Origin of the sequence: Kitasatospora sp. SUK 42 (assembly GCF_015776785.2) — a bacterium.
In the GTDB taxonomy this organism is placed as follows: Bacteria; Actinomycetota; Actinomycetes; order Streptomycetales; family Streptomycetaceae; genus Kitasatospora.
Genome location: NZ_LFMD02000003.1, coordinates 1,460,142 through 1,477,826, shown reverse-complemented (window position 1 = coordinate 1,477,826; position 17,685 = coordinate 1,460,142). Strand labels below are relative to the sequence as shown.

Below are 17,685 nucleotides of genomic sequence, written 5' to 3'. Positions count from 1 at the left end.
TGCGGGGGATTCAGCCGTGGTCGGCGGTGCGGCGGGTGAGGAGGAAGCCGCCGATCAGGGCGATGCCGTAGAAGGCGAGGTCCAGCGGGCGCAGGTCGGCGCGCCAGGAGGCCAGGGTGTCGGGCAGGAGGCCGCGCGGGCCGGGGCCGGCGGTGTGCACCAGGCGCAGGTGCTGGGTGAGCTGGCCGGTCAGCAGGGCGCCGGCCGCGAGCAGGGCGCCGAGCGGCGGGAGTAAGCGGCTGCGGCCGCCGAGCCGGCCGAGGGGGAGGGCGACCAGTCCGGCCTGGGCGATGGTCAGCCAGCCGAGGCTGTCGGCGGCCCGCAGCGGGGCGCAGCCGTACGCCAGGCCGCCGAGCAGCGCGGCGAGCAGGGCGAGGGCGACGGCGAGGGCGGTGCGGCGGCGCGGGGTGGCCCGGGAGGCGGCGGGGGAGACCGGGTCGTAGCCCGTCACCGGGACGCCGGGCATGCCGGGGGCGACGTACCCCTCCGGGGTGTCCAGGACGGGTGCGACCGAGAAGTGCTGAGCGGTGTGCGGACGGCTCGATGAGCCGTCAGTGCCCGTTGCGGGTGCGGTCATGGGCGTCGAATCCCCCCGGAGAGACGATCAGCTGCCGCACGGTAGCAGCGATCGGGGCAGATCTTGGCGAGTTTTCGATCACAGATCGGGCACGGAGCGCCTTACCCGTTCGGGTTCGTCCCGGCTTGGGGCGGGGGCCGGGTGGTCGGGGGCCCGCGGGACAGGGGATGATGGAGGCTTGGGCGTTCGGGCCCGGGGCCGGGCCTACGCGCCGTCACCACGACCGCCAGCAGCACATGGGGGAACGTTCCGAATGACCCAGGCGCAGGGTTCCACCGGCCGCCTCCTGGCCGGCCGCTACCGGCTGAACGGCGTGCTCGGACGCGGTGGCATGGGCACCGTCTGGCGCGCCGAGGACGAGATGCTGGGCCGGACCGTCGCGGTCAAGGAACTGCGGATGAACGCCAGCGTCGAGGAGGAGGAGAAGCACCGGCTGATCGTCCGGACGCTGCGCGAGGCCAAGGCGACCGCGCGGATCCGGCACAACTCGGCGGTGACCGTCTTCGACGTGGTCGACGAGGACGACCGGCCGTGGATCGTCATGGAGCTGGTCGAGTCCCGTTCGCTGGCCGACGTGATCCGGGAGGACGGGCCGCTGGCGCCCGGCCGGGCGGCGGAGATCGCGCTGGACGTGCTGGGCGTGCTGAGCGCCGCGCACGCGCTGGGCATCCTGCACCGGGACGTCAAGCCGTCCAACGTGCTGATCGGCGAGGACGGCCGGGTCGTGCTCACCGACTTCGGGATCGCCAGCGTGGAGGGCGACGCCTCGGTCACCTCCACCGGGATGCTGGTCGGCGCGCCCTCGTACATATCCCCGGAGCGGGCCCAGGGGCAGAAGCCCGGGCCGCCGGCGGACCTGTGGTCGCTGGGCGGGACGCTGTACGCGATGGTCGAGGGGCGGCCGCCGTACGACCGGGGCTCGGCGCTGGCCACCCTGACGGCGGTGATGACCGAGGAACTGACCCCACCGGTGAACGCCGGGCCGCTGCTGCCGGTGATCGAGGGGCTGCTGGCGAAGGACCCGGCGAAGCGGCTGGACGCCTCGCAGACCCGGTCGATGCTCAAGCGGGTGGTCGCGGAGGCGACCGCGAAGGCCGAGTCGACCACCGAGCACGCGGTGCCGATGGAGAAGGCGGCCGGGAAGACGACGGGGAAGCCGGCCGAGCAGCCGGCCGAGCAGCCGGTCGAGCAGCCGGTCGAGAAGGCGGTGGAGAAGCCGTCGGCGGCGGAGGCCGAGGAGGCGCCCAAGCGGACCGTGGGCGGGCTGCTGGGGACGGTCCGGGTCGGCAGCCGGGCCCGTGACGAGGAGCCGACGGCGGAGCCCGCCGCGAAGCCGGACGGCCCGGCGTCCGCTCCGGAGACCGAGTCGATCCGGCCGGTGACCAGCGAGTGGACGATGGGCGCGACCCAGGCGGCCGGGGCCGATCCGCGCAAGGGGCGGCGGCGGCTGGCCGTGGTCACCGTGGTGCTGGTGCTGCTGCTGATCGCCGGGATCGTCGCAGTGGTCCATGCGGTCGGCAACGGTGACGGCGGTTCGGCCGACGGGAGCACGAACGGCGCGGGCGCCACCTCGCCGGTCGCGGCGACCACCGGGGCCGCTCCGGAGCAGAGCCCGGCGGCCCCGTCCACCGAGCCGGCGCCCGCCGGGACGGTTGCCGAGCCGTCGGCCCCGGCCGCCACCCCGGCGGTCTCCTCGGCCGCCGTACCGCCGCCGGTCACCACCGCGGCCCAGACCCCGACGCCCACCCCGACGCCGACGCAGCCCGCGCCGGGCGGTGCGGTGCCGGCCGGGTACCACGTGTACCAGGACCCGAGCGGCTTCTCGGTCGTCCTGCCAGACGGGCTGCAGCCGACCGGGTCGGACCCCGACCGGCGGGTCTTCAAGAGCGCCGACGGCAGCCAGCTGCGGATCGAGTGGACCACCTCGCCGCGGCCGAGCGCGCTCGCCGACTGGCAGGAGTCCGAGCCCGGGCTGCGCGCGCAGGTCAGCAACTACCAGCGGCTGAACCTGGCGTCGGTCGCCTACCGGCAGTGGACCAACGCGGCGGACTGGGAGTGGACCAGCGGCACGCCCAAAACGCACTCGCTCAACCGCGGCTTCGTGACCGGCACCCCGGCCAAGTACGGCTACGCGATCTACTGGATCGTCCCGGACGCGGAGTGGGCCGCGCAGGCCCCGGTCCGGGACGTCGTCTTCAACAGCTTCCAGCCCGCGCCGTAGCGGCCCGGGCTCAGCCGATCAGGCGCTGCTTGGCCCGGCCGAACTCCTCCTCGGTGAGCGCCCCGGAGGCCCGCAGGGCGGCCAACCGCTCCAGCTGGCCGATGAGTTGCTCGCCGGCCGAGAGCTCGGCGGGGGCGGCGTCGGAGGGGGCCGGGATGGCGGCGGGCGCCCGCGGAGGGGCGGTGCGGGCGAGCCGCGCGCACTCCCGGACCTGCTCGGCGAACACCTCGGCCTTGACCACGTCCTCGAAGCGGTGCGAGCCGGTGAGCGCGACCAGGACGAGCACATCGCCGTTGAACCTGGTGCGGGTGACGGTGACGTCGGTGACAGCCGTAAGCGGAACCGGGACCGGCGGTTTTCCGTCCTTCAGGAAGAGGAACCGGTGGGTGGTCAGTACCAGTACTCCCTTGCGGAAGTGGTCGGGGTGGCGCCCGGCGGTGGAGGCGACCGGCTTCTCGCCGTCGATCACGACGGCCTCGACCGTGCGGACCGCCTCGGCCTGGTTGGCTTGGCTGCTGTTTCCCGCCACCCTGAAGGCGGTGTCGATCAGATCGGTCCATTCCATGGGTCCGAGCCTAAGGGAGCCGCTCAGTAGGCTGCTCGGTGAGCGAGAGGAACTGGCATGCGAGGCGGCCCCGGGCAGTTGCTGGCCGGGCGGTACCGGCTGACGGACCGTCCTGAACCGCTGTGCGCCCTCGCGGTGGACGAGCGGACCGGCGAATCGGTGCTGCTGCGCGCCCTGGAACTGCCCGCGTTGCTGGCCGGCGGCCGGGACCCGGACGAGCCGGTGCCCGCGCAGGCGGACCGGCTGGTGCGGCGGGTGGCGGCGGTCGGCTCGGCCGCACCGTCCTGGCACCCGCGGCTGCTGCGCGGGGTCGGGGCCTTCGTCGAGGGCGAGCTGCTGTGGACGGTCGAGGAGCGGCCGCGCGGGCAGTCGCTGGCCGAACTGCTCGTCGCCGGGCCGGTGCCGGTGTACCGGGCGGCCGAGCTGGCGGCGGACCTGGCCGGCGCGCTTCGGGCGCTGCATGACGCCGGGCTCTCGCACGGCAATCTGACCGCCGGGTCGGTGCTGGTCTGCGAGGACGGCGCGGCGATGCTCGGCGGGCTGCTCGCCGGGGTGGCGGAGGAGGCGCTGGCCGAGGACCTCGGCGGGCCGGGCGGCCGCCGCCGGTACGACGTACGGGCCACCCTGGTCGGCCCGGTGTCCGAGCGCTGGCCGCTGGACGGCGGCCCGGCGGGGGACTGCTGGGCGCTCGGGGTGCTGCTGCAGCGGATGGTCACCGGCCGTTCGCCGTTCCCGGAGGGCAACGTGCCGGAGCTGGTGACGGCGGTCCGGGACGGGCGGCGTGAACCCTCGGCGGTCTGCGGGCCGTTGGCACCTCTGGTCGAGCGGCTGCTGAGGCCCGATCCGACCCTGCGGCCGACCGCGGAGCAGGTGCGTGGGGAGCTGGCGGAGCTGCTGGCGGGCGCGCCGGAGCCGGCCGACGAGGAGCGGGCGGCGCGGGCGGTGGAGCTGAAGCCGGCGGCGCCGCTGGTGCCGCGGCAGCGTCGGCGGGGCGGCCGGGCGGCGGCCGGGCGGTCCGCGATCGGGCCGGAGCCGGGCCCGGAGCCGGGCGGGGCGGGGAGCGGGCGGGCGCCGCGGATATCACCGGCCCTGCTGGGGCCGCTGCTGGTCGGCGCCGTGTTCGTGCTGCTGGCGCTGGGGGTGGCCGCCGTGGTGCTGTTCGCAGGCTGACGGCCCCGCCGGACGCCGGTGTGACGGTCCGGTGGACGGGCGTGATTACCGGGGTGGGCAAGGTGCGCCTAATGTGTCCGTGGGATTTGTTCGAACAGCGGTCTGCACCAGGCGATCCGTCGCGGTGACGGCAGATGGACTTGAGAGGGGGAGCGGTCGCCGATGGGCGTGCAGGACCGGCCGGAGGCGGCTGAGGAGGAACGGCTGCTGGCCGGGCGGTACGAGCTCGGCGAGCGGCTCGGCCGGGGCGGGATGGGCACGGTCTGGCGGGCCTGGGACCGGATGCTGGACCGGGAGGTCGCGGTCAAGGAACTGACCGTCAACCACCTGCCCGAGGAGGACCTCCAGATCCTGCACACCCGGATGAAGCGCGAGGCCAGCGCCGCGGCCCGGATCAAGCACCCCGGCGTGATCACCGTGCACGACGTGCTGGAGCAGGACGGCCGGCCGTGGATCGTGATGGAACTGGTCGACGGCCGCTCGCTGGCCGACGTGATCAGCCAGGACGGCACCCTGCCGCCGCGCGCCGCCGCCGAGGTCGGCAGCCAGGTGCTGGCCGCGCTGCACCGCGGCCACCAGCTCGGCGTGCTGCACCGGGACGTCAAGCCGGCCAACGTGCTGCTGGAACGCGGCACCGGGCGGGTGGTGCTGCTGGACTTCGGCATCGCGAAGTACGAGGGCTCGACCGAGCTGACCAGGCCGGGAGACCTGGTCGGTTCGCCGGACTACCTGGCGCCCGAGCGCGCCCAGGGCGAGCGGCCCGGTCCGGCCTCCGACCTGTGGGGCCTCGGGGCGACGCTGTACGCGGCGGTCGAGGGCCAGTCGCCCTTCCGCCGGGACTCGCCGATCACCACGCTGGCCGCGGTGGTCGACGAGCCGCTGCCGGAGTCGCGTCGGGCCGGGCCGCTGGGGCCGGTACTGGCCGCGCTGATGGCCAAGGACCCGGCCGACCGGCCGACCGCCGACGAGGCGGCCCGGATGCTGGCCGAGGTGCAGGCCGGGCACACCATGGGGCTGAAGTCGGTCCCGCCGATGCGTACGCCCACCCAGTCGGTGCCGGTGGTGGATCGCAGTGAGGTGCCGGACACGGCGGGGAACCCGCTGGAGGGTTCGGAGGAGCCGACCGAGCAGCGGCCGGCCGGGGCCGCGGAGGCGGCCGACGGTCCGGGCGGCGCCCCGACGGCCGTCCCGGCCACCGTCCCGCCCGGCGGCCCGTCCGCCGTCCCGGCCGTCGACCAGGACACCGCCGGGGGCGGGGCCGTCATATCGCAGGCGCACAGCACCGTCGGCACGCCGGTCGCTCACTCCGTCGCGCCCGCGCGCGGTCCGGCCAAGCGCCGTAACCGGCTGAAGCTCGTCGCCGTCGCGGTGGCGGTCGGCCTGCTGGCGGCCGCGGCGACCTACTTCGCCACCCGGCACGTGGCCGACACGACGGCGGCCGACTCCACCCCGTCCGCGCCGGTCGAGACGGCCGAGCCGGAGCCGACCGGCAGCGTCGCCCCCGACGCGTCCGCGCCCCCCGGCTTCCACTGGGTCGACGACCCGGCCGGCTTCCGCTTCCCGCTGCCGACCGCGAGCCCGGCCTGGCAGCGCGTCAGCGGGACGGACGGCAACCAGATCTTCTACACCCCCGACAACAAGCTGCACTACCTCCAGTTCGCGGTCACCGTCGGGCAGTCGATCAAGCCGATGGACCACATGCGGCAGATGGAGGCCAGCGTCTCCAAGTCGCTGAAGGACTACAAGCAGCACCGGTTGGCCGGCGCCGCGGTGAACGGCCACGAGGCGGCCGTCTGGGAGTTCAGCTACGCGGCCAAGGAGGGCGGCCGGCGGCGCGCGATCGAGGCCGAGTTCATCGACGAGGACGGCACGGCGTACGCGGTCTACTCGTCCAGCCCGGACAAGGGCAACGAGTGGAACGAGGCCCTGCAGCGCTTCCACACGGTGCTCAACAGCTTCACGCCCACCCGGTAGCACGGGTCGGGGGGAGAGCGCCCCGCTTTCGCCCGACTGCGGCAGATTCTTGTTACCGACGGGTACCGCCCCGGGCGCCGAAGGCCTAGGCTGCGCCGTATGTCGGACCTCACAGCAGATGCAGTGGCCACCGAACACGCCGGCGCCTCTCCCGAGGGCGGCAACCCGGCGGCCCCCGGCGGCGGTCGGACCGTCGAGGCCGCCGTCCCGCCGTCCCTGGTCGCTCGGCTGGCCGCCGGGGTCACCGCCACCGGTGAGCCCAGCGTGGTGGAGACCGTCGCCCCGCTGACCGGCGAGCGGCTGGCCGGTCTGCCGAGGTCCACCCCGGCGGACGTCGAGGTCGCCTTCCAGCTGGCCCGCCGCGCCCAGTCCGCCTGGGCCGCGCTGCCGGTGCGCCGCCGCGCCGCCGTCCTGCTGCGCTTCCACGACCTGCTGCTCAGGCGCCAGGACGAGGTGCTGGACCTGGTCCAGGCCGAGACCGGCAAGGCCCGGCTGCACGCCTTCGAGGAGGTGATGGCCGTCGCCATGGCGGCCCGCCACTACGGGCGCGGCGCGCAGGGCTACCTGAAGGACCGCCGGCGCGGCGGCGCGCTGCCGGTGCTCACCCACACCGTCGAGGCCCGTCGGCCCAAGGGCGTGGTCGGCCACATCTCGCCGTGGAACTACCCGCTGGAGCTGTGCATCGGGGACCTGCTGCCCGCCTTCGTGGCCGGCAACGCGGTGGTCAACAAGCCCGACACCCAGACCGCGCTGACCGCGCTGTGGGCCCGCGGACTGATGATCGAGGCCGGGCTGCCCGCCGACCTGTGGCAGGTGGTGATCGGCGACGGCCCGGTGATCGGCCCCGCCGTGGTCGAGCACGCCGACTACGTCTCCTTCACCGGCTCCACCCGCACCGGCCGCGAGGTCGCCCAGCGCGCCGCCGCCCGGCTGGTCGGCGCCTCGCTCGAACTCGGCGGCAAGAACGCCATGCTGGTGCTCTCCGACGCCGACCTCGACGCGGCCGCCGCGGGCGCCGTACGGGCCTGCTTCTCCTCGGCCGGGCAGCTGTGCATCTCGATCGAGCGGTTGCTGGTGCACCGCTCGGTGGCCGAGGAGTTCCTGGAGCGCTTCGTCGCCCGCACCCGGGCGCTGCGCCTCGGCGGCGGGCTCGCGTACGGCGCCGACATGGGCTCGCTGGTCTCGGCCCGGCAGTTGGACACCACCACCCGGCACGTCGAGGAGGCGGTCAAGGCGGGCGCCACCGTGCTGGCCGGCGGGCGGGCCCGGCCCGAGCTCGGCCCGTACTTCCACGAGCCGACCATCCTCGACGGGGTGACCCCGGGGATGGCGGTCTGCGGCGAGGAGACCTTCGGCCCGGTCGTCTCGGTCTACCGCTTCGACACCGAGGAGGAGGCGGTGGCCGCCGCCAACTCCACGCCGTACGGCCTGAACTCCAGCGTCTGGACCAGGGACCTGCGGCGCGGCCGGGCGGTCGCGGCCCGGCTGCGGACCGGGACGGTCAACGTCAACGAGTCCTACGCGGCCGCGTACGGCTCGGTGGCGGCGCCGATGGGCGGCATGGGCGACTCCGGGCTGGGCCGGCGGCACGGCGCCGAGGGCATCCTGCGCTTCACCGAGGCGCAGACCATCGCGACCCAGCGGGTGATGCCGATCGCGCCCTCGTTCGGCCTGGACGACAGGCAGTTCGCCGCCGTGATGACCGGCGGGCTGCGGGTGCTCAAGGCGCTGCGGTTCAAGTAACCCGGGCAACCCCGGCAACCCGGGCACCCCGGCAGTCGCGCTTCGCGCAGCGCCGATCGGCTTTTCCCCCAGGCAGGTTCAGACCCCGAAGGAGCAGTGGCAGATGGTGGAGTCCGGCGGTTCGGCCGAGTTCGACTACGACGTCGTCGTGGTCGGTTCCGGCTTCGGCGGTTCGGTCGCGGCGCTGCGGCTGACCGAGAAGGGCTACCGGGTCGCCGTCCTGGAGGCCGGGCGGCGCTTCGAGCGGGACGAACTGCCCCGGAACTCCTGGGACCTGCCGAACTACCTGTGGGCGCCGCAGCTCGGGCTGTACGGCATCCAGCGGATCCACCTGCTGGCCAATGTGCTGATCCTGGCCGGCGCCGGGGTCGGCGGCGGCTCGCTGAACTACGCCAACACCCTGTACGTGCCGCCGAAGGCCTTCTTCGAGGACCGCCAGTGGCGCCACATCACCGACTGGCAGGAGGAGTTGGCGCCGTTCTACGACCAGGCGCAGCGGATGCTCGGGGTCCGGCTCAACCCGACCGTCACCCCCTCGGACGTCCACCTGAAGGCGGCCGCCGAGCGGATGGGCGTCGGCGAGACCTTCCACATGGCGCCGGTCGGGGTCTTCTTCGGGGACGGCAAGGACACGGACGGCACGGCCAAGGCCGCGCCGGGGGACGAGGTCGCCGACCCGTACTTCGGCGGTGCCGGGCCGGCCCGCAAGGCCTGCGTGGAGTGCGGCGAGTGCATGACCGGCTGCCGGCACGGCGCCAAGAACATGCTCACCGAGAACTACCTGCACCTGGCGGAGCAGGGCGGTGCCGAGATCCACCCGCTCACCACGGTGGCCCGGATCCGTGAGCACGGGGGAGGTTTCGCGGTGGACGTGCGCCGCACCGACTCCCGGTCGAGGACCGACCGGGTGAAGGCGGGCGCGCGGACCATCACCGCCGCCCGGGTGGTGGTCGCCGCCGGCACCTACGGCACCCAGTCGCTGCTGCACCGTATGCGCGACACCGGCCACCTGCCCCGGATCTCCGCCCGGCTCGGCGAGCTGACCCGCACCAACTCCGAGGCGCTGGTGGGCGCGCAGACCACCGACGGGCGCTACGGGGCCAAGGCGGACTTCACCAAGGGCGTGGCGATCACCTCCTCGATCCACCCGGACGCCAACACCCACATCGAGCCGGTCCGTTACGGCAAGGGCTCCAACGCGATGGGCGCGCTGTCGATAGCCCAGGTCCGGGGCGGCGGGCGGACCCCGCGCTGGCTGCGCTACCTGGGCAACTCGGCGCGCCACCCGGTGACCTTCGCCCGCTCGATGAACCAGCACCGGTGGTCCGAGAAGACGATCATCGGCCTGGTGATGCAGTCGCTGGACAACTCGATCACCGTCTCGCTGAAGAAGGGGCCGCTCGGCAAGGCCCGGCTCACCTCCACCCAGGGCCACGGCACCCCCAACCCGACCTGGATCCCGGCCGCCGAGCAGGGCGCCCAGGCGCTGGCCGACGAGATCAACGGCTTCCCGGGCAGCAGCGTCGGCGAGATCTTCGACATCCCGATGACCGCGCACTTCCTCGGCGGCTGTTCGATCGGCGACACCCCCGAGACCGGCGTGGTCGACCCGTACCACCGGCTGTACGGGCACCCCGGGATCAGCGTGGTGGACGGCGCGGCCGTCTCCGCCAACCTCGGAGTCAACCCCTCGCTCACCATCACCGCGCAGGCCGAGCGCGCGATGTCGATGTGGCCCAACAAGGGCGAGGCGGACCCGCGCCCCGCCCAGGGCGAGGACTACCTGCGGGTCGCCCCCGTGGCGCCGGTGCGACCGGCCGTTCCGGAGGGCGCCTTCGGTGCGCTGCGGCTGCCGCTGCTGCCCGTTCCGGAGGTCCCGAAGAAGCGCGACTGAACCCGCTCGGCGGGCCAACCGGCCTGCCGGGGTTCCCGGTTGACATCCGTTCGGATCCGGTGGGATAAACGGGCTCCCTGGGGGACCAGGAACTCGTCGAGCGGGGGGAACGCGGTCCATGGCCAACTGCGCATCGTGCGGGGCGACTTCGCTGGAAGGCGCATCCGCCTGCGGGGCGTGCGGGCGGCCGTTGGCGCCCCCGCCCATGCCTCCGTCCACGCCCCCGCCCACGCCTCCGACGGCCGGCCCGCCGCCACCGCCCGGCTACCCGCCACCGGTCGCGCCGCCCGGCGCGGGCGCCGGGTACCCGCCCGCGACGGGCAGTTGGGGCGCCGGGCAGCCGTACCAGCCGTCCTCGCCCGCGCACCGCCTGCTGACCGGGCCGGACTGGCGCCCGGCACTCCGGGCGGCCATCGCCCCGACCGCGGTCCTGCTGCTGGTCGCGCTGATCGCGGCGATCCCGAGCGACTACTCCTACGACGGCAGCTACGACGACATCGTCCCCGTGCCCGCCTTCGGTGACCGCTTCGGCGGGATGCTGTCGATCGCGCTGAACGCGTTCGGCGCGCCGTTCAAACTCGGTTACCGGAGCGCGCTGTACCGGGGCAGCGCGGAGGGCGTGAGCAGCACCTTCTGGGTGGTGCCGATGACGGTCACCATCCTGTGGTTCCTGGCGCTCTGGCTCGGCGTGCGGGCCGGGCTGCGCCGGCGCAAGGCCGACGGCTCCCAGCTCACCCGGGAGCAGGCGGCCGGCGAGGCGCTGCGCACCGCCCTGGTGCTCGGCGCGGTCACCGCGCTGCTCGGCCTGTTCGGCAGCACCACCTGGCACCCGGCCCTGTCCGGCGCCGCCTCCGACTACTCCGGTTCCAGCGGCCAGAGGCTGGGGCAGACGACGTTCACCGCGGACTCCGGCTGGGTCTGGGCGGTCGGCTGGACCGTCCTGCTGGGCGGGCTGCTGACCTTCGCCGTCTACGGCACCGACGCGATGCGCTGGTCCGCCTGGCGCAGCCGCTCGGTGCGCGGCTGGGCGGTGGCCGCGCTGACGGCGGGTCAGGCGCTCGCGCTGACCCTGGGCCTGGCCTCGCTGACGGCCTTCATCCTGGTCACGGTCAAGGCGGACGAGGGCTGGCAGGCCGCCACCTCGCTGGCCTTCCTGCCGAACATCGGCCTGCTGCTGCTCGGCGTGGGCTCGGGCGCGACCCTGCGGGGGCACACCACCGTGAGCGGGAGCGCGATGGGCTGGGCGGACCGCGGCGACGACGTGGAGTTCTCCTTCTTCGACCTGCACGACCAGAGCGCCGAGTGGCGCTGGACCGGACTGCTGGCGCTCGCCGCCGTGGCCGTGCTCGGCTGGACGGCGTACCGGCGGCGGCTGGACGCGGCCGACCGGCTCCGGCTGGCGGTGGTGTACGCCGTGGTGCTCACCGCGCTGTCGGCGGTGGCCGGCGTCTCGGCGAGCACCGCGATCTCGTACGTGCTGCCGTCCGTCGCGGGCTGGAACGGTTCGGGCAACCCGGGCAGCTCGGGCACCTCGGTCACCTCCCAGGACGTCTCGGCGTACCTGGAGTTCCCCGGCGTGCTGCTGGCCTGCGCGGTCTGGGTGGCGGTCGGGGCCCTGCTGGTGCCCGCGCTGCTGGCGGCCCTCGGCGGGCGGGGCGGCGGGGCGTACGGGAACGGCTCGTACCAGGGCGTTCCGGACGGCGCGACGCCGTACCGGCCCGCGCCGTACGAGTCCGCGCAGTACGGGCCGGTGCCGCCGGAGGTGCCGTACCCGGCCGGGCCGGCGTACGGCGTTCCGCCACAGGCCGGGCCGTCGCAGGGCGCGGTGCCGCAGGACGCCGTCCCCCACCAGGCCGGGCCTGGGGCGGAGATGACCGGCACCGGGGTGAGCGAGGTGATCGGCTCCCACGAGGTGCAGCCCACCCCCGCCGCGGGGACGCCGCCGCCCGTCGTGCCGCCGCGGCCGGCCGAGGAGCCGGTCGACCCGACCGTCTGGCGCGACCACCCCTGAGCCGGGCCCGGGGAAGGGCAAAGGGCCCCGCGGGGGAACGGGGCCCTTTGTCGCTCAGCACTCGGCGCCAGGGCTGCGCCGGTGCTGGAGGTGACGGCGCCGGGGGAGGAGCGCCGTCGTGTCGGTTGGCTTCGGGTGCGCCCGCGGGGCGCCGGCGGGGGTGGCCGGCGGGGCGGAGCGCGCACGTTCGCGTGAGGGAGGGGCGACGCGCAGGTCTGCGCCGGTCACTCGATCACGGAGCGTGAAGAGCAAACCGCGGCCGCCCGGCTGTGCGGCGGCTGCGGAAACATCGGTCCGGGCCTCCACGCCGGGCCTGTCGGCCGCCGGGAGAACCGTTCACACCGAGCATCGTGCTGGACGGAGGGCATGCTCTGCAACCGGTTCGGCGCAGTTCGGCACAGTCCATTTCAGGTCGGCGCCGTGCCGAATGATCACGGTGTGTAGTGGTGTGGATGGTTGGGGCGCACGGAGACGCGCGTAGCGGCGCGGGACGGCGGGGGGAAGCGCGCCGGGAGCGCGTCCCGAACAGAACGGGGTGTGGCGGCCGGCCCCGGGCGTCCCCGGGCGCCGACCGCCCCACCTCTCGACCCAGTCGTGGCCGGGGTCGCTGTCCCCTGCTGGCCGGCCGCGGCACCCGCGCACGGTCCCACGGCACCGCGCTCCCCGGCGGGCCGGGGCGGCGGCGCCACATGCGCCGGTGGACTGGGGTGGAGCTCCACGCGTGGTCCTGCACGTCCGTACGGAGGTGCCCCCGGGGGCGGAGTCGGCGCGTCTGGCGGACGCGGCGCGGGTCGTACGGTCGTCTGGAGCAACGAAGCGCGGCCCCGTCCGGTCACGGTCCCGCGGACGGGCAGACGAGTGAAACCGGACAGCCCGGTAGAATCGGTATTCAGACACCCCACACCCGTCCGCAGCCGCAGCCCCCGTCGGGGAGGCGGTTCCGCGCGACACCTAGATACCGCTGCCGGAAGGCCGTCCGTGTCCTCTGCAATTCCCGTCCAGTCCGCGCCGGACAACGACCCCGTCCTGGTGGTCGATTTCGGTGCCCAGTACGCCCAGCTCATCGCCCGTCGGGTGCGTGAGGCGCGGGTCTACAGCGAGATCGTGCCGAGCAGCATGCCGGTCGCCGAGATGCTCGCCAAGAACCCCAAGGCGATCATCCTCTCCGGCGGCCCGTCGTCGGTCTACGAAGAGGGCGCGCCGCAGATCGACCGCGCGATCTTTGAGGCCGGTGTCCCGGTCTTCGGCATGTGCTACGGCTTCCAGCTGATGGCCAAGAGCCTCGGCGGCGCGGTCGACAACAACGGTGCCCGCGAGTACGGCCGCACCCCGCTGGCGGTCTCCCGCACCGGCTCCACCCTGTTCGAGGGCATCCCGGCCCAGCACTCGGTGTGGATGTCGCACGGCGACGCCTGCTCCGCCGCCCCGGAGGGCTTCACCGTCACCGCCTCCACCGACCTGGTGCCGGTCGCGGCCTTCGAGAACGACGAGGCCCGCCTCTACGGTGTCCAGTACCACCCCGAGGTGCTGCACTCCGACCACGGCCAGCTGGTCCTGGAGCACTTCCTCTACCGCGGCGCGGGCATCGCCCCGACCTGGACCACCGGCAGCGTGGTCGAGGAGCAGATCGCCCTGATCCGCGAGCAGGTCGGCGACAAGCGCGCGATCTGCGGCCTCTCCGGCGGCGTGGACTCCGCGGTCGCCGCGGCCCTGGTCAACCGCGCCATCGGCGACCAGCTGACCTGCGTCTACGTCGACCACGGCCTGATGCGCAAGGGCGAGACCGAGCAGGTCGAGAAGGACTTCGTCGCCGCCACCGGCGTGCAGCTGAAGGTCGTCGACGCCTCCGAGCGCTTCCTGAACGCGCTGAAGGGGGTCACCGACCCCGAGGAGAAGCGCAAGATCATCGGCCGGGAGTTCATCCGGGTCTTCGAGCAGGCGCAGGCCGAGATCATCGCCGAGGCCGGCGAGCACGGCCAGTCGGTCGACTTCCTGGTCCAGGGCACTCTGTACCCGGACGTGGTGGAGTCCGGCGGCGGGACCGGCACCGCCAACATCAAGTCCCACCACAACGTCGGCGGCCTGCCCGAGGACCTCCAGTTCCAGCTGGTCGAGCCGCTGCGCAAGCTGTTCAAGGACGAGGTCCGGATGGTCGGCCAGGAGCTCGGCCTGCCGGAGGAGATCGTCCAGCGCCAGCCGTTCCCGGGCCCGGGCCTGGGCATCCGGATCGTCGGCGAGGTCACCAAGGAGCGTCTGGACCTGCTCCGCGACGCCGACGCGATCGCCCGCGAGGAGCTGACCGCGGCCGGCCTGGACCGCGAGATCTGGCAGTGCCCGGTCGTGCTGCTCGCCGACGTGCGCAGCGTGGGCGTGCAGGGCGACGGCCGCACCTACGGTCACCCGATCGTGCTGCGCCCGGTCTCGTCCGAGGACGCCATGACCGCCGACTGGTCGCGCCTGCCGTACGACGTGCTGGCGAGGATCTCCACCCGGATCACCAACGAGGTCCGCGACGTGAACCGCGTCGTCGTCGACGTCACCAGCAAGCCGCCGGGCACCATCGAGTGGGAGTGACCACTCCCGCCGGTCGCTGAACCGACCGGAGCCTGAACGGCCGCGCCGTCGTTCCCGTAGTGGGGAGCGACGGCGCGGCCGTTCGCTCGTCCGGGAGGCGGACCCCCAGGGGGGACGTCCCACCGAAAGCGCGCAGGAGCGGGCAGAATGCGGACCGGACCTGTCAGGGAGTGGCAGGCGGCGAGGGAAGGTGTGAGGGATGTCGGAGGCCAGCAACTCCGCGGCGGTCCACGGGGGAGTGCCCGGCCCGGCCGACCGGGCGGCGTGGCTGAGGGCGCTCGCGTCCCGGTACGCGCTGCTGCCGCTGCGACTGTTCCTCGGCGTCACCTTCGTCTACGCCGCCCTGGACAAGCTCTCCGACGCGCACTACCTGGCCGGTGCGGGCGACCCGGCCTCCTTCGTCTCGCAGACCCAGGCCGTCAGGGCCGACAGCCCGATCTCCTTCCTGCTCGGGGTGGCCCTCGACCACCCGACGCTGTTCGCGCTCGCCGTCGCCTTCGGTGAACTGGCGGTCGGCCTCGGCACCCTGCTCGGTCTGTGGGGCCGGGTCTCGGCGCTCGGCGGCGCGCTGCTCAACCTGAGCCTCTGGCTGACCGTCAGCTGGAGCGTCTCGCCGTACTACCTCGGCAACGACCTCGGCTACCTGATGGCCTGGACGCCGCTGCTGCTGGCCGGCACGCCCTACCTGTCGGTGGACGGCTACCTGGCCCGCCGGGCCGAGCGGGACCGGGTGCGCGGGCTGAAGGAGGAGCACGTCAGGCGCCGGTCGCTGGTGGACGGCGGGATCGCGGCGGTCGCGATCGGCGGCGCAGGCCTGCTGACCGGCTCGCTGACCCGCACCTTCGGGCGGGACAAGCAGCCCGCCGGCAAGCAGTCCACGGCCCCGGCCCCCACCACCCCGGCGCCGGCCGCCCCCTCGGTGTCCGCGGCGAGCGTGGCGGTCGGCGGATCGGCCCAGGTCAAGGACCCGGCCACCGGGGACGCCGTCTACATCGTGCAGCCCAAGGCGGGGCAGTACTGCGCCCTCTCCTCGGTGTGCACCCACTCCGGCTGCGCGGTGGACGCGCCGAAGAACGGCCAGCTGTACTGCCCCTGCCACGGCTCCCGCTTCGACGCCGCGACCGGCGCGGTGGTCAACGGGCCGGCGGTCAAGCCGCTGCCGAAGTACACCGTCAGCAAGGACGGGGACAGGCTGACCCTGGGCCCGTTGCAGAGCTGAGCGCCGGGGCCTGTTTGTTCGGGGCCTGCTCGTCCACGCCCTAGTCGTCGCGGTCGGTCCGGCCGCGCCGGGCGACCGCCGCGACCGCGCCGGCCAGGCCGCCGACGCCGAGCACGATGAAGGCGACCGGGACGATGATCCGCCCGTTCACCGTGCGGTCGTTGAGCGCCGCCACCAGGTAGAGCACGGCGATCACGGTGAACAGTCCGCCCGCGATCAGCGAGAACAGGTCGAGCCGGTGCTTCCTCACTGCTGGACCACCTTGATGCTGCCGAGCCCGATCCCGAGTTGGAGGTCGAGCGTGCCCTTGGATGCCTGCCCCCCGACGGGGTTCAACAGGTAGGTGTGCCGCCCGGTGCTGTCGCTGCGCTCACCGGGGATGGAGACGTCGCCGAGCCCGACCCTGGCCACCAGGTTGACCGTGACGTCCGGGGGCAGGGTGACGGTGATCTGGCCGGCACCGAGGTCGACCTTGGTGGCCAGGGTGGCCCCGGCCGGGTCCAGCCCGGACAGGTCCAGTCGGATGTCCCCGGCGCCGAGGTTGTAACGGTCCTTCAGGTCCGTCGCCGTGGCGACCGTCCAGTCGCGCTGGCCGATGGCGTCCTGCACCGAGGTCGGCGTGCGGCCGACGAAGGCCAGCGCCAGGGTGAGCAGCAGGCCCAGCACCGCGAGCTTGCGGGCCTTGCCGAACTTCGCGGCGACCAGCAGGGTCAGACCGATCACCAGCAGGCCGGTGGCCGTCACGACGGTGCTCAGCCTGGTGGGGTTGGTGTGGCCGACCGAGGCGGACCAGACCGCGGTGGCCGCACCGATCGCCAGCAGGAAGCCGAAGAAGCCGAGCGCCGACCGCTCCCGGGGGCGCCGCACGACGGCCGGCTCGCGCCGCCCCTCCGGGCGCTCCTTGCGCAGCGGGTCGCCCTCCGGCAGGTCGGGGCGCTGCCACCAGGGCTGCGCCGGGCCGCCGGCCGGCGGGGCCGGGGTGGGGGCGGCCGGGGCGTCGGCGCCGTACGGGTTGCGCTCGGGGTGGCGGGGGTCCCAGAGGTAGCCGCTCGCGCCGGGCGCGGGGGAGTCGGCGGCGCGCTGGGCGCGCGCGGCCTCGTCCTCCGGCGGGCGCGGCCAGCGGTAGGCGTCGGACTCGGGGAAGTGGCGGTCGTACGGGCCGCCGTGCCGGCGCCCGCGGGCCCGGCCGCGGCGGCGGTCCGGGTCGTAGCGCACCGCCAGGAAGACCAGGGCGCCGAGCAGCAGCAGCGGGAACAGCTGGTCGCCGTTGCCCATCGAGGAGAAGAACACCCCGGTGCCGATCACCGTCAGCAGCACCGCGCCGACGGACTGGCCGTCGACCCGGCCGGTGAGCACCCGCTGGAGCTCGGTGCGGCCGCCGCGGCCCTTGCCGTCGGCGCTGCCCTCGGTCGGGACGATCAGCCAGGCCAGGCCGTACAGGAACAGCCCGAGGCCGCCGGAGATGCAGAGCACCACGATGACCACCCGGAAGACCACCGGGTCGATGTCCAGATGCCGCCCGAGGCCGCCGCAGACGCCGGCCACCACGCGGTGGTGCTCGGCCCTGGTGAGCGACGGGCGGTCAGGTTCCGGCGGGGCGGCGGGCCCGGCCTCCTGGATGCGGTGGTCCTCGGTCATGGACACCATCCTTCCGGCAGGGGATGGGCGGGCCCAACCGGGTACGGCCCTGCTCGTACCCTGACTTGTCCCTGATAAGCGTCAGGGCGACACCCTGAT

General features: G+C 74.4%; 12 protein-coding genes and 1 pseudogene. 9 read left to right on the top strand and 4 right to left on the bottom strand.

Going from position 1 to position 17,685, the window contains the following annotated elements; translation table 11 throughout:
• Positions 1-10 precede the first annotated feature (10 nt).
• The gene (locus tag RZ50_RS16255; protein ID WP_196948782.1) at positions 11-577 is read right to left on the bottom strand and encodes a hypothetical protein; all 567 of its coding nucleotides are present in this window, start codon (positions 575-577) and stop codon (positions 11-13) included.
• A gap of 253 nt (positions 578-830) precedes the next feature.
• Between RZ50_RS16255 and RZ50_RS29900 the strand changes: the two genes are divergently transcribed.
• Positions 831-2,798, top strand: coding sequence for a serine/threonine-protein kinase (locus RZ50_RS29900; RefSeq protein WP_217680570.1), 1,968 nt, complete (start codon positions 831-833; stop codon positions 2,796-2,798).
• A 10-nt stretch (positions 2,799-2,808) separates the two neighbouring features.
• Here RZ50_RS29900 and RZ50_RS16245 read toward each other — a convergent pair whose 3' ends face one another.
• A complete protein-coding gene (locus tag RZ50_RS16245) occupies positions 2,809-3,363 on the bottom strand; it encodes an SHOCT domain-containing protein (protein WP_217680569.1) in 555 nt (184 codons plus the stop codon).
• Between the two features lie 57 nt (positions 3,364-3,420).
• Here RZ50_RS16245 and RZ50_RS16240 point away from each other — a divergent pair, with 57 nt between their 5' ends.
• The 8 genes and pseudogenes from RZ50_RS16240 to RZ50_RS29220 all read left to right on the top strand — a co-directional run bounded on the left by RZ50_RS16240 (position 3,421) and on the right by RZ50_RS29220 (position 15,948).
• Positions 3,421-4,533 carry a protein kinase gene (locus tag RZ50_RS16240; RefSeq protein WP_217680568.1) on the top strand — a complete coding sequence of 371 codons (1,113 nt, stop codon included), beginning with the start codon at positions 3,421-3,423 and terminating at the stop codon, positions 4,531-4,533.
• A 162-nt stretch (positions 4,534-4,695) separates the two neighbouring features.
• The gene (locus RZ50_RS16235; RefSeq protein ID WP_196947140.1) at positions 4,696-6,507 is read left to right on the top strand and encodes a serine/threonine-protein kinase; all 1,812 of its coding nucleotides are present in this window, start codon (positions 4,696-4,698) and stop codon (positions 6,505-6,507) included.
• Between the two features lie 99 nt (positions 6,508-6,606).
• Positions 6,607-8,250, top strand: coding sequence for a succinic semialdehyde dehydrogenase (locus tag RZ50_RS16230; RefSeq protein WP_196947141.1), 1,644 nt, complete (start codon positions 6,607-6,609; stop codon positions 8,248-8,250).
• Between the two features lie 103 nt (positions 8,251-8,353).
• Positions 8,354-10,144 (top strand): GMC oxidoreductase, encoded by a 1,791-nt coding sequence (locus tag RZ50_RS16225; RefSeq protein ID WP_196947142.1) that lies wholly within the window; start codon positions 8,354-8,356, stop codon positions 10,142-10,144.
• 205 nt (positions 10,145-10,349) lie between these two features.
• A complete protein-coding gene (locus RZ50_RS16220; protein WP_196947143.1) occupies positions 10,350-12,155 on the top strand; it encodes a hypothetical protein in 1,806 nt (601 codons plus the stop codon).
• A 978-nt stretch (positions 12,156-13,133) separates the two neighbouring features.
• Positions 13,134-14,729: a glutamine-hydrolyzing GMP synthase gene (gene guaA, locus RZ50_RS16215; protein ID WP_196947144.1), complete on the top strand. Its 1,596-nt coding sequence runs from the start codon at positions 13,134-13,136 to the stop codon at positions 14,727-14,729.
• Positions 14,730-14,928: 199 nt separating this feature from the next.
• Positions 14,929-15,453 (top strand): annotated as a pseudogene (locus tag RZ50_RS29225) (DoxX family membrane protein); the annotation flags it as partial.
• A gap of 6 nt (positions 15,454-15,459) precedes the next feature.
• The gene (locus tag RZ50_RS29220; protein ID WP_374199954.1) at positions 15,460-15,948 is read left to right on the top strand and encodes a ubiquinol-cytochrome c reductase iron-sulfur subunit; all 489 of its coding nucleotides are present in this window, start codon (positions 15,460-15,462) and stop codon (positions 15,946-15,948) included.
• A 40-nt stretch (positions 15,949-15,988) separates the two neighbouring features.
• Here RZ50_RS29220 and RZ50_RS16205 read toward each other — a convergent pair whose 3' ends face one another.
• Positions 15,989-16,198, bottom strand: a complete 210-nt coding sequence (locus RZ50_RS16205) for a hypothetical protein (protein WP_196947146.1) — start codon at positions 16,196-16,198, stop codon at positions 15,989-15,991.
• Positions 16,195-17,586 carry a PspC domain-containing protein gene (locus RZ50_RS16200; RefSeq protein WP_196947147.1) on the bottom strand — a complete coding sequence of 464 codons (1,392 nt, stop codon included), beginning with the start codon at positions 17,584-17,586 and terminating at the stop codon, positions 16,195-16,197. The genes RZ50_RS16205 and RZ50_RS16200 overlap by 4 nt, the downstream gene beginning before the upstream one ends.
• Between the last annotated feature and the right edge of the window lie 99 nt (positions 17,587-17,685).

Coding starts and splice junctions, on each gene's coding strand:
- RZ50_RS16255 (WP_196948782.1), bottom strand. CDS start 577: ATGACCGCACCCGCAACGGGCACTGACGGCTCATCGAGCCGTCCGCAC.
- RZ50_RS29900 (WP_217680570.1), top strand. CDS start 831: ATGACCCAGGCGCAGGGTTCCACCGGCCGCCTCCTGGCCGGCCGCTAC.
- RZ50_RS16245 (WP_217680569.1), bottom strand. CDS start 3,363: ATGGAATGGACCGATCTGATCGACACCGCCTTCAGGGTGGCGGGAAAC.
- RZ50_RS16240 (WP_217680568.1), top strand. CDS start 3,421: ATGCGAGGCGGCCCCGGGCAGTTGCTGGCCGGGCGGTACCGGCTGACG.
- RZ50_RS16235 (WP_196947140.1), top strand. CDS start 4,696: ATGGGCGTGCAGGACCGGCCGGAGGCGGCTGAGGAGGAACGGCTGCTG.
- RZ50_RS16230 (WP_196947141.1), top strand. CDS start 6,607: ATGTCGGACCTCACAGCAGATGCAGTGGCCACCGAACACGCCGGCGCC.
- RZ50_RS16225 (WP_196947142.1), top strand. CDS start 8,354: ATGGTGGAGTCCGGCGGTTCGGCCGAGTTCGACTACGACGTCGTCGTG.
- RZ50_RS16220 (WP_196947143.1), top strand. CDS start 10,350: ATGCCTCCGTCCACGCCCCCGCCCACGCCTCCGACGGCCGGCCCGCCG.
- RZ50_RS16200 (WP_196947147.1), bottom strand. CDS start 17,586: ATGACCGAGGACCACCGCATCCAGGAGGCCGGGCCCGCCGCCCCGCCG.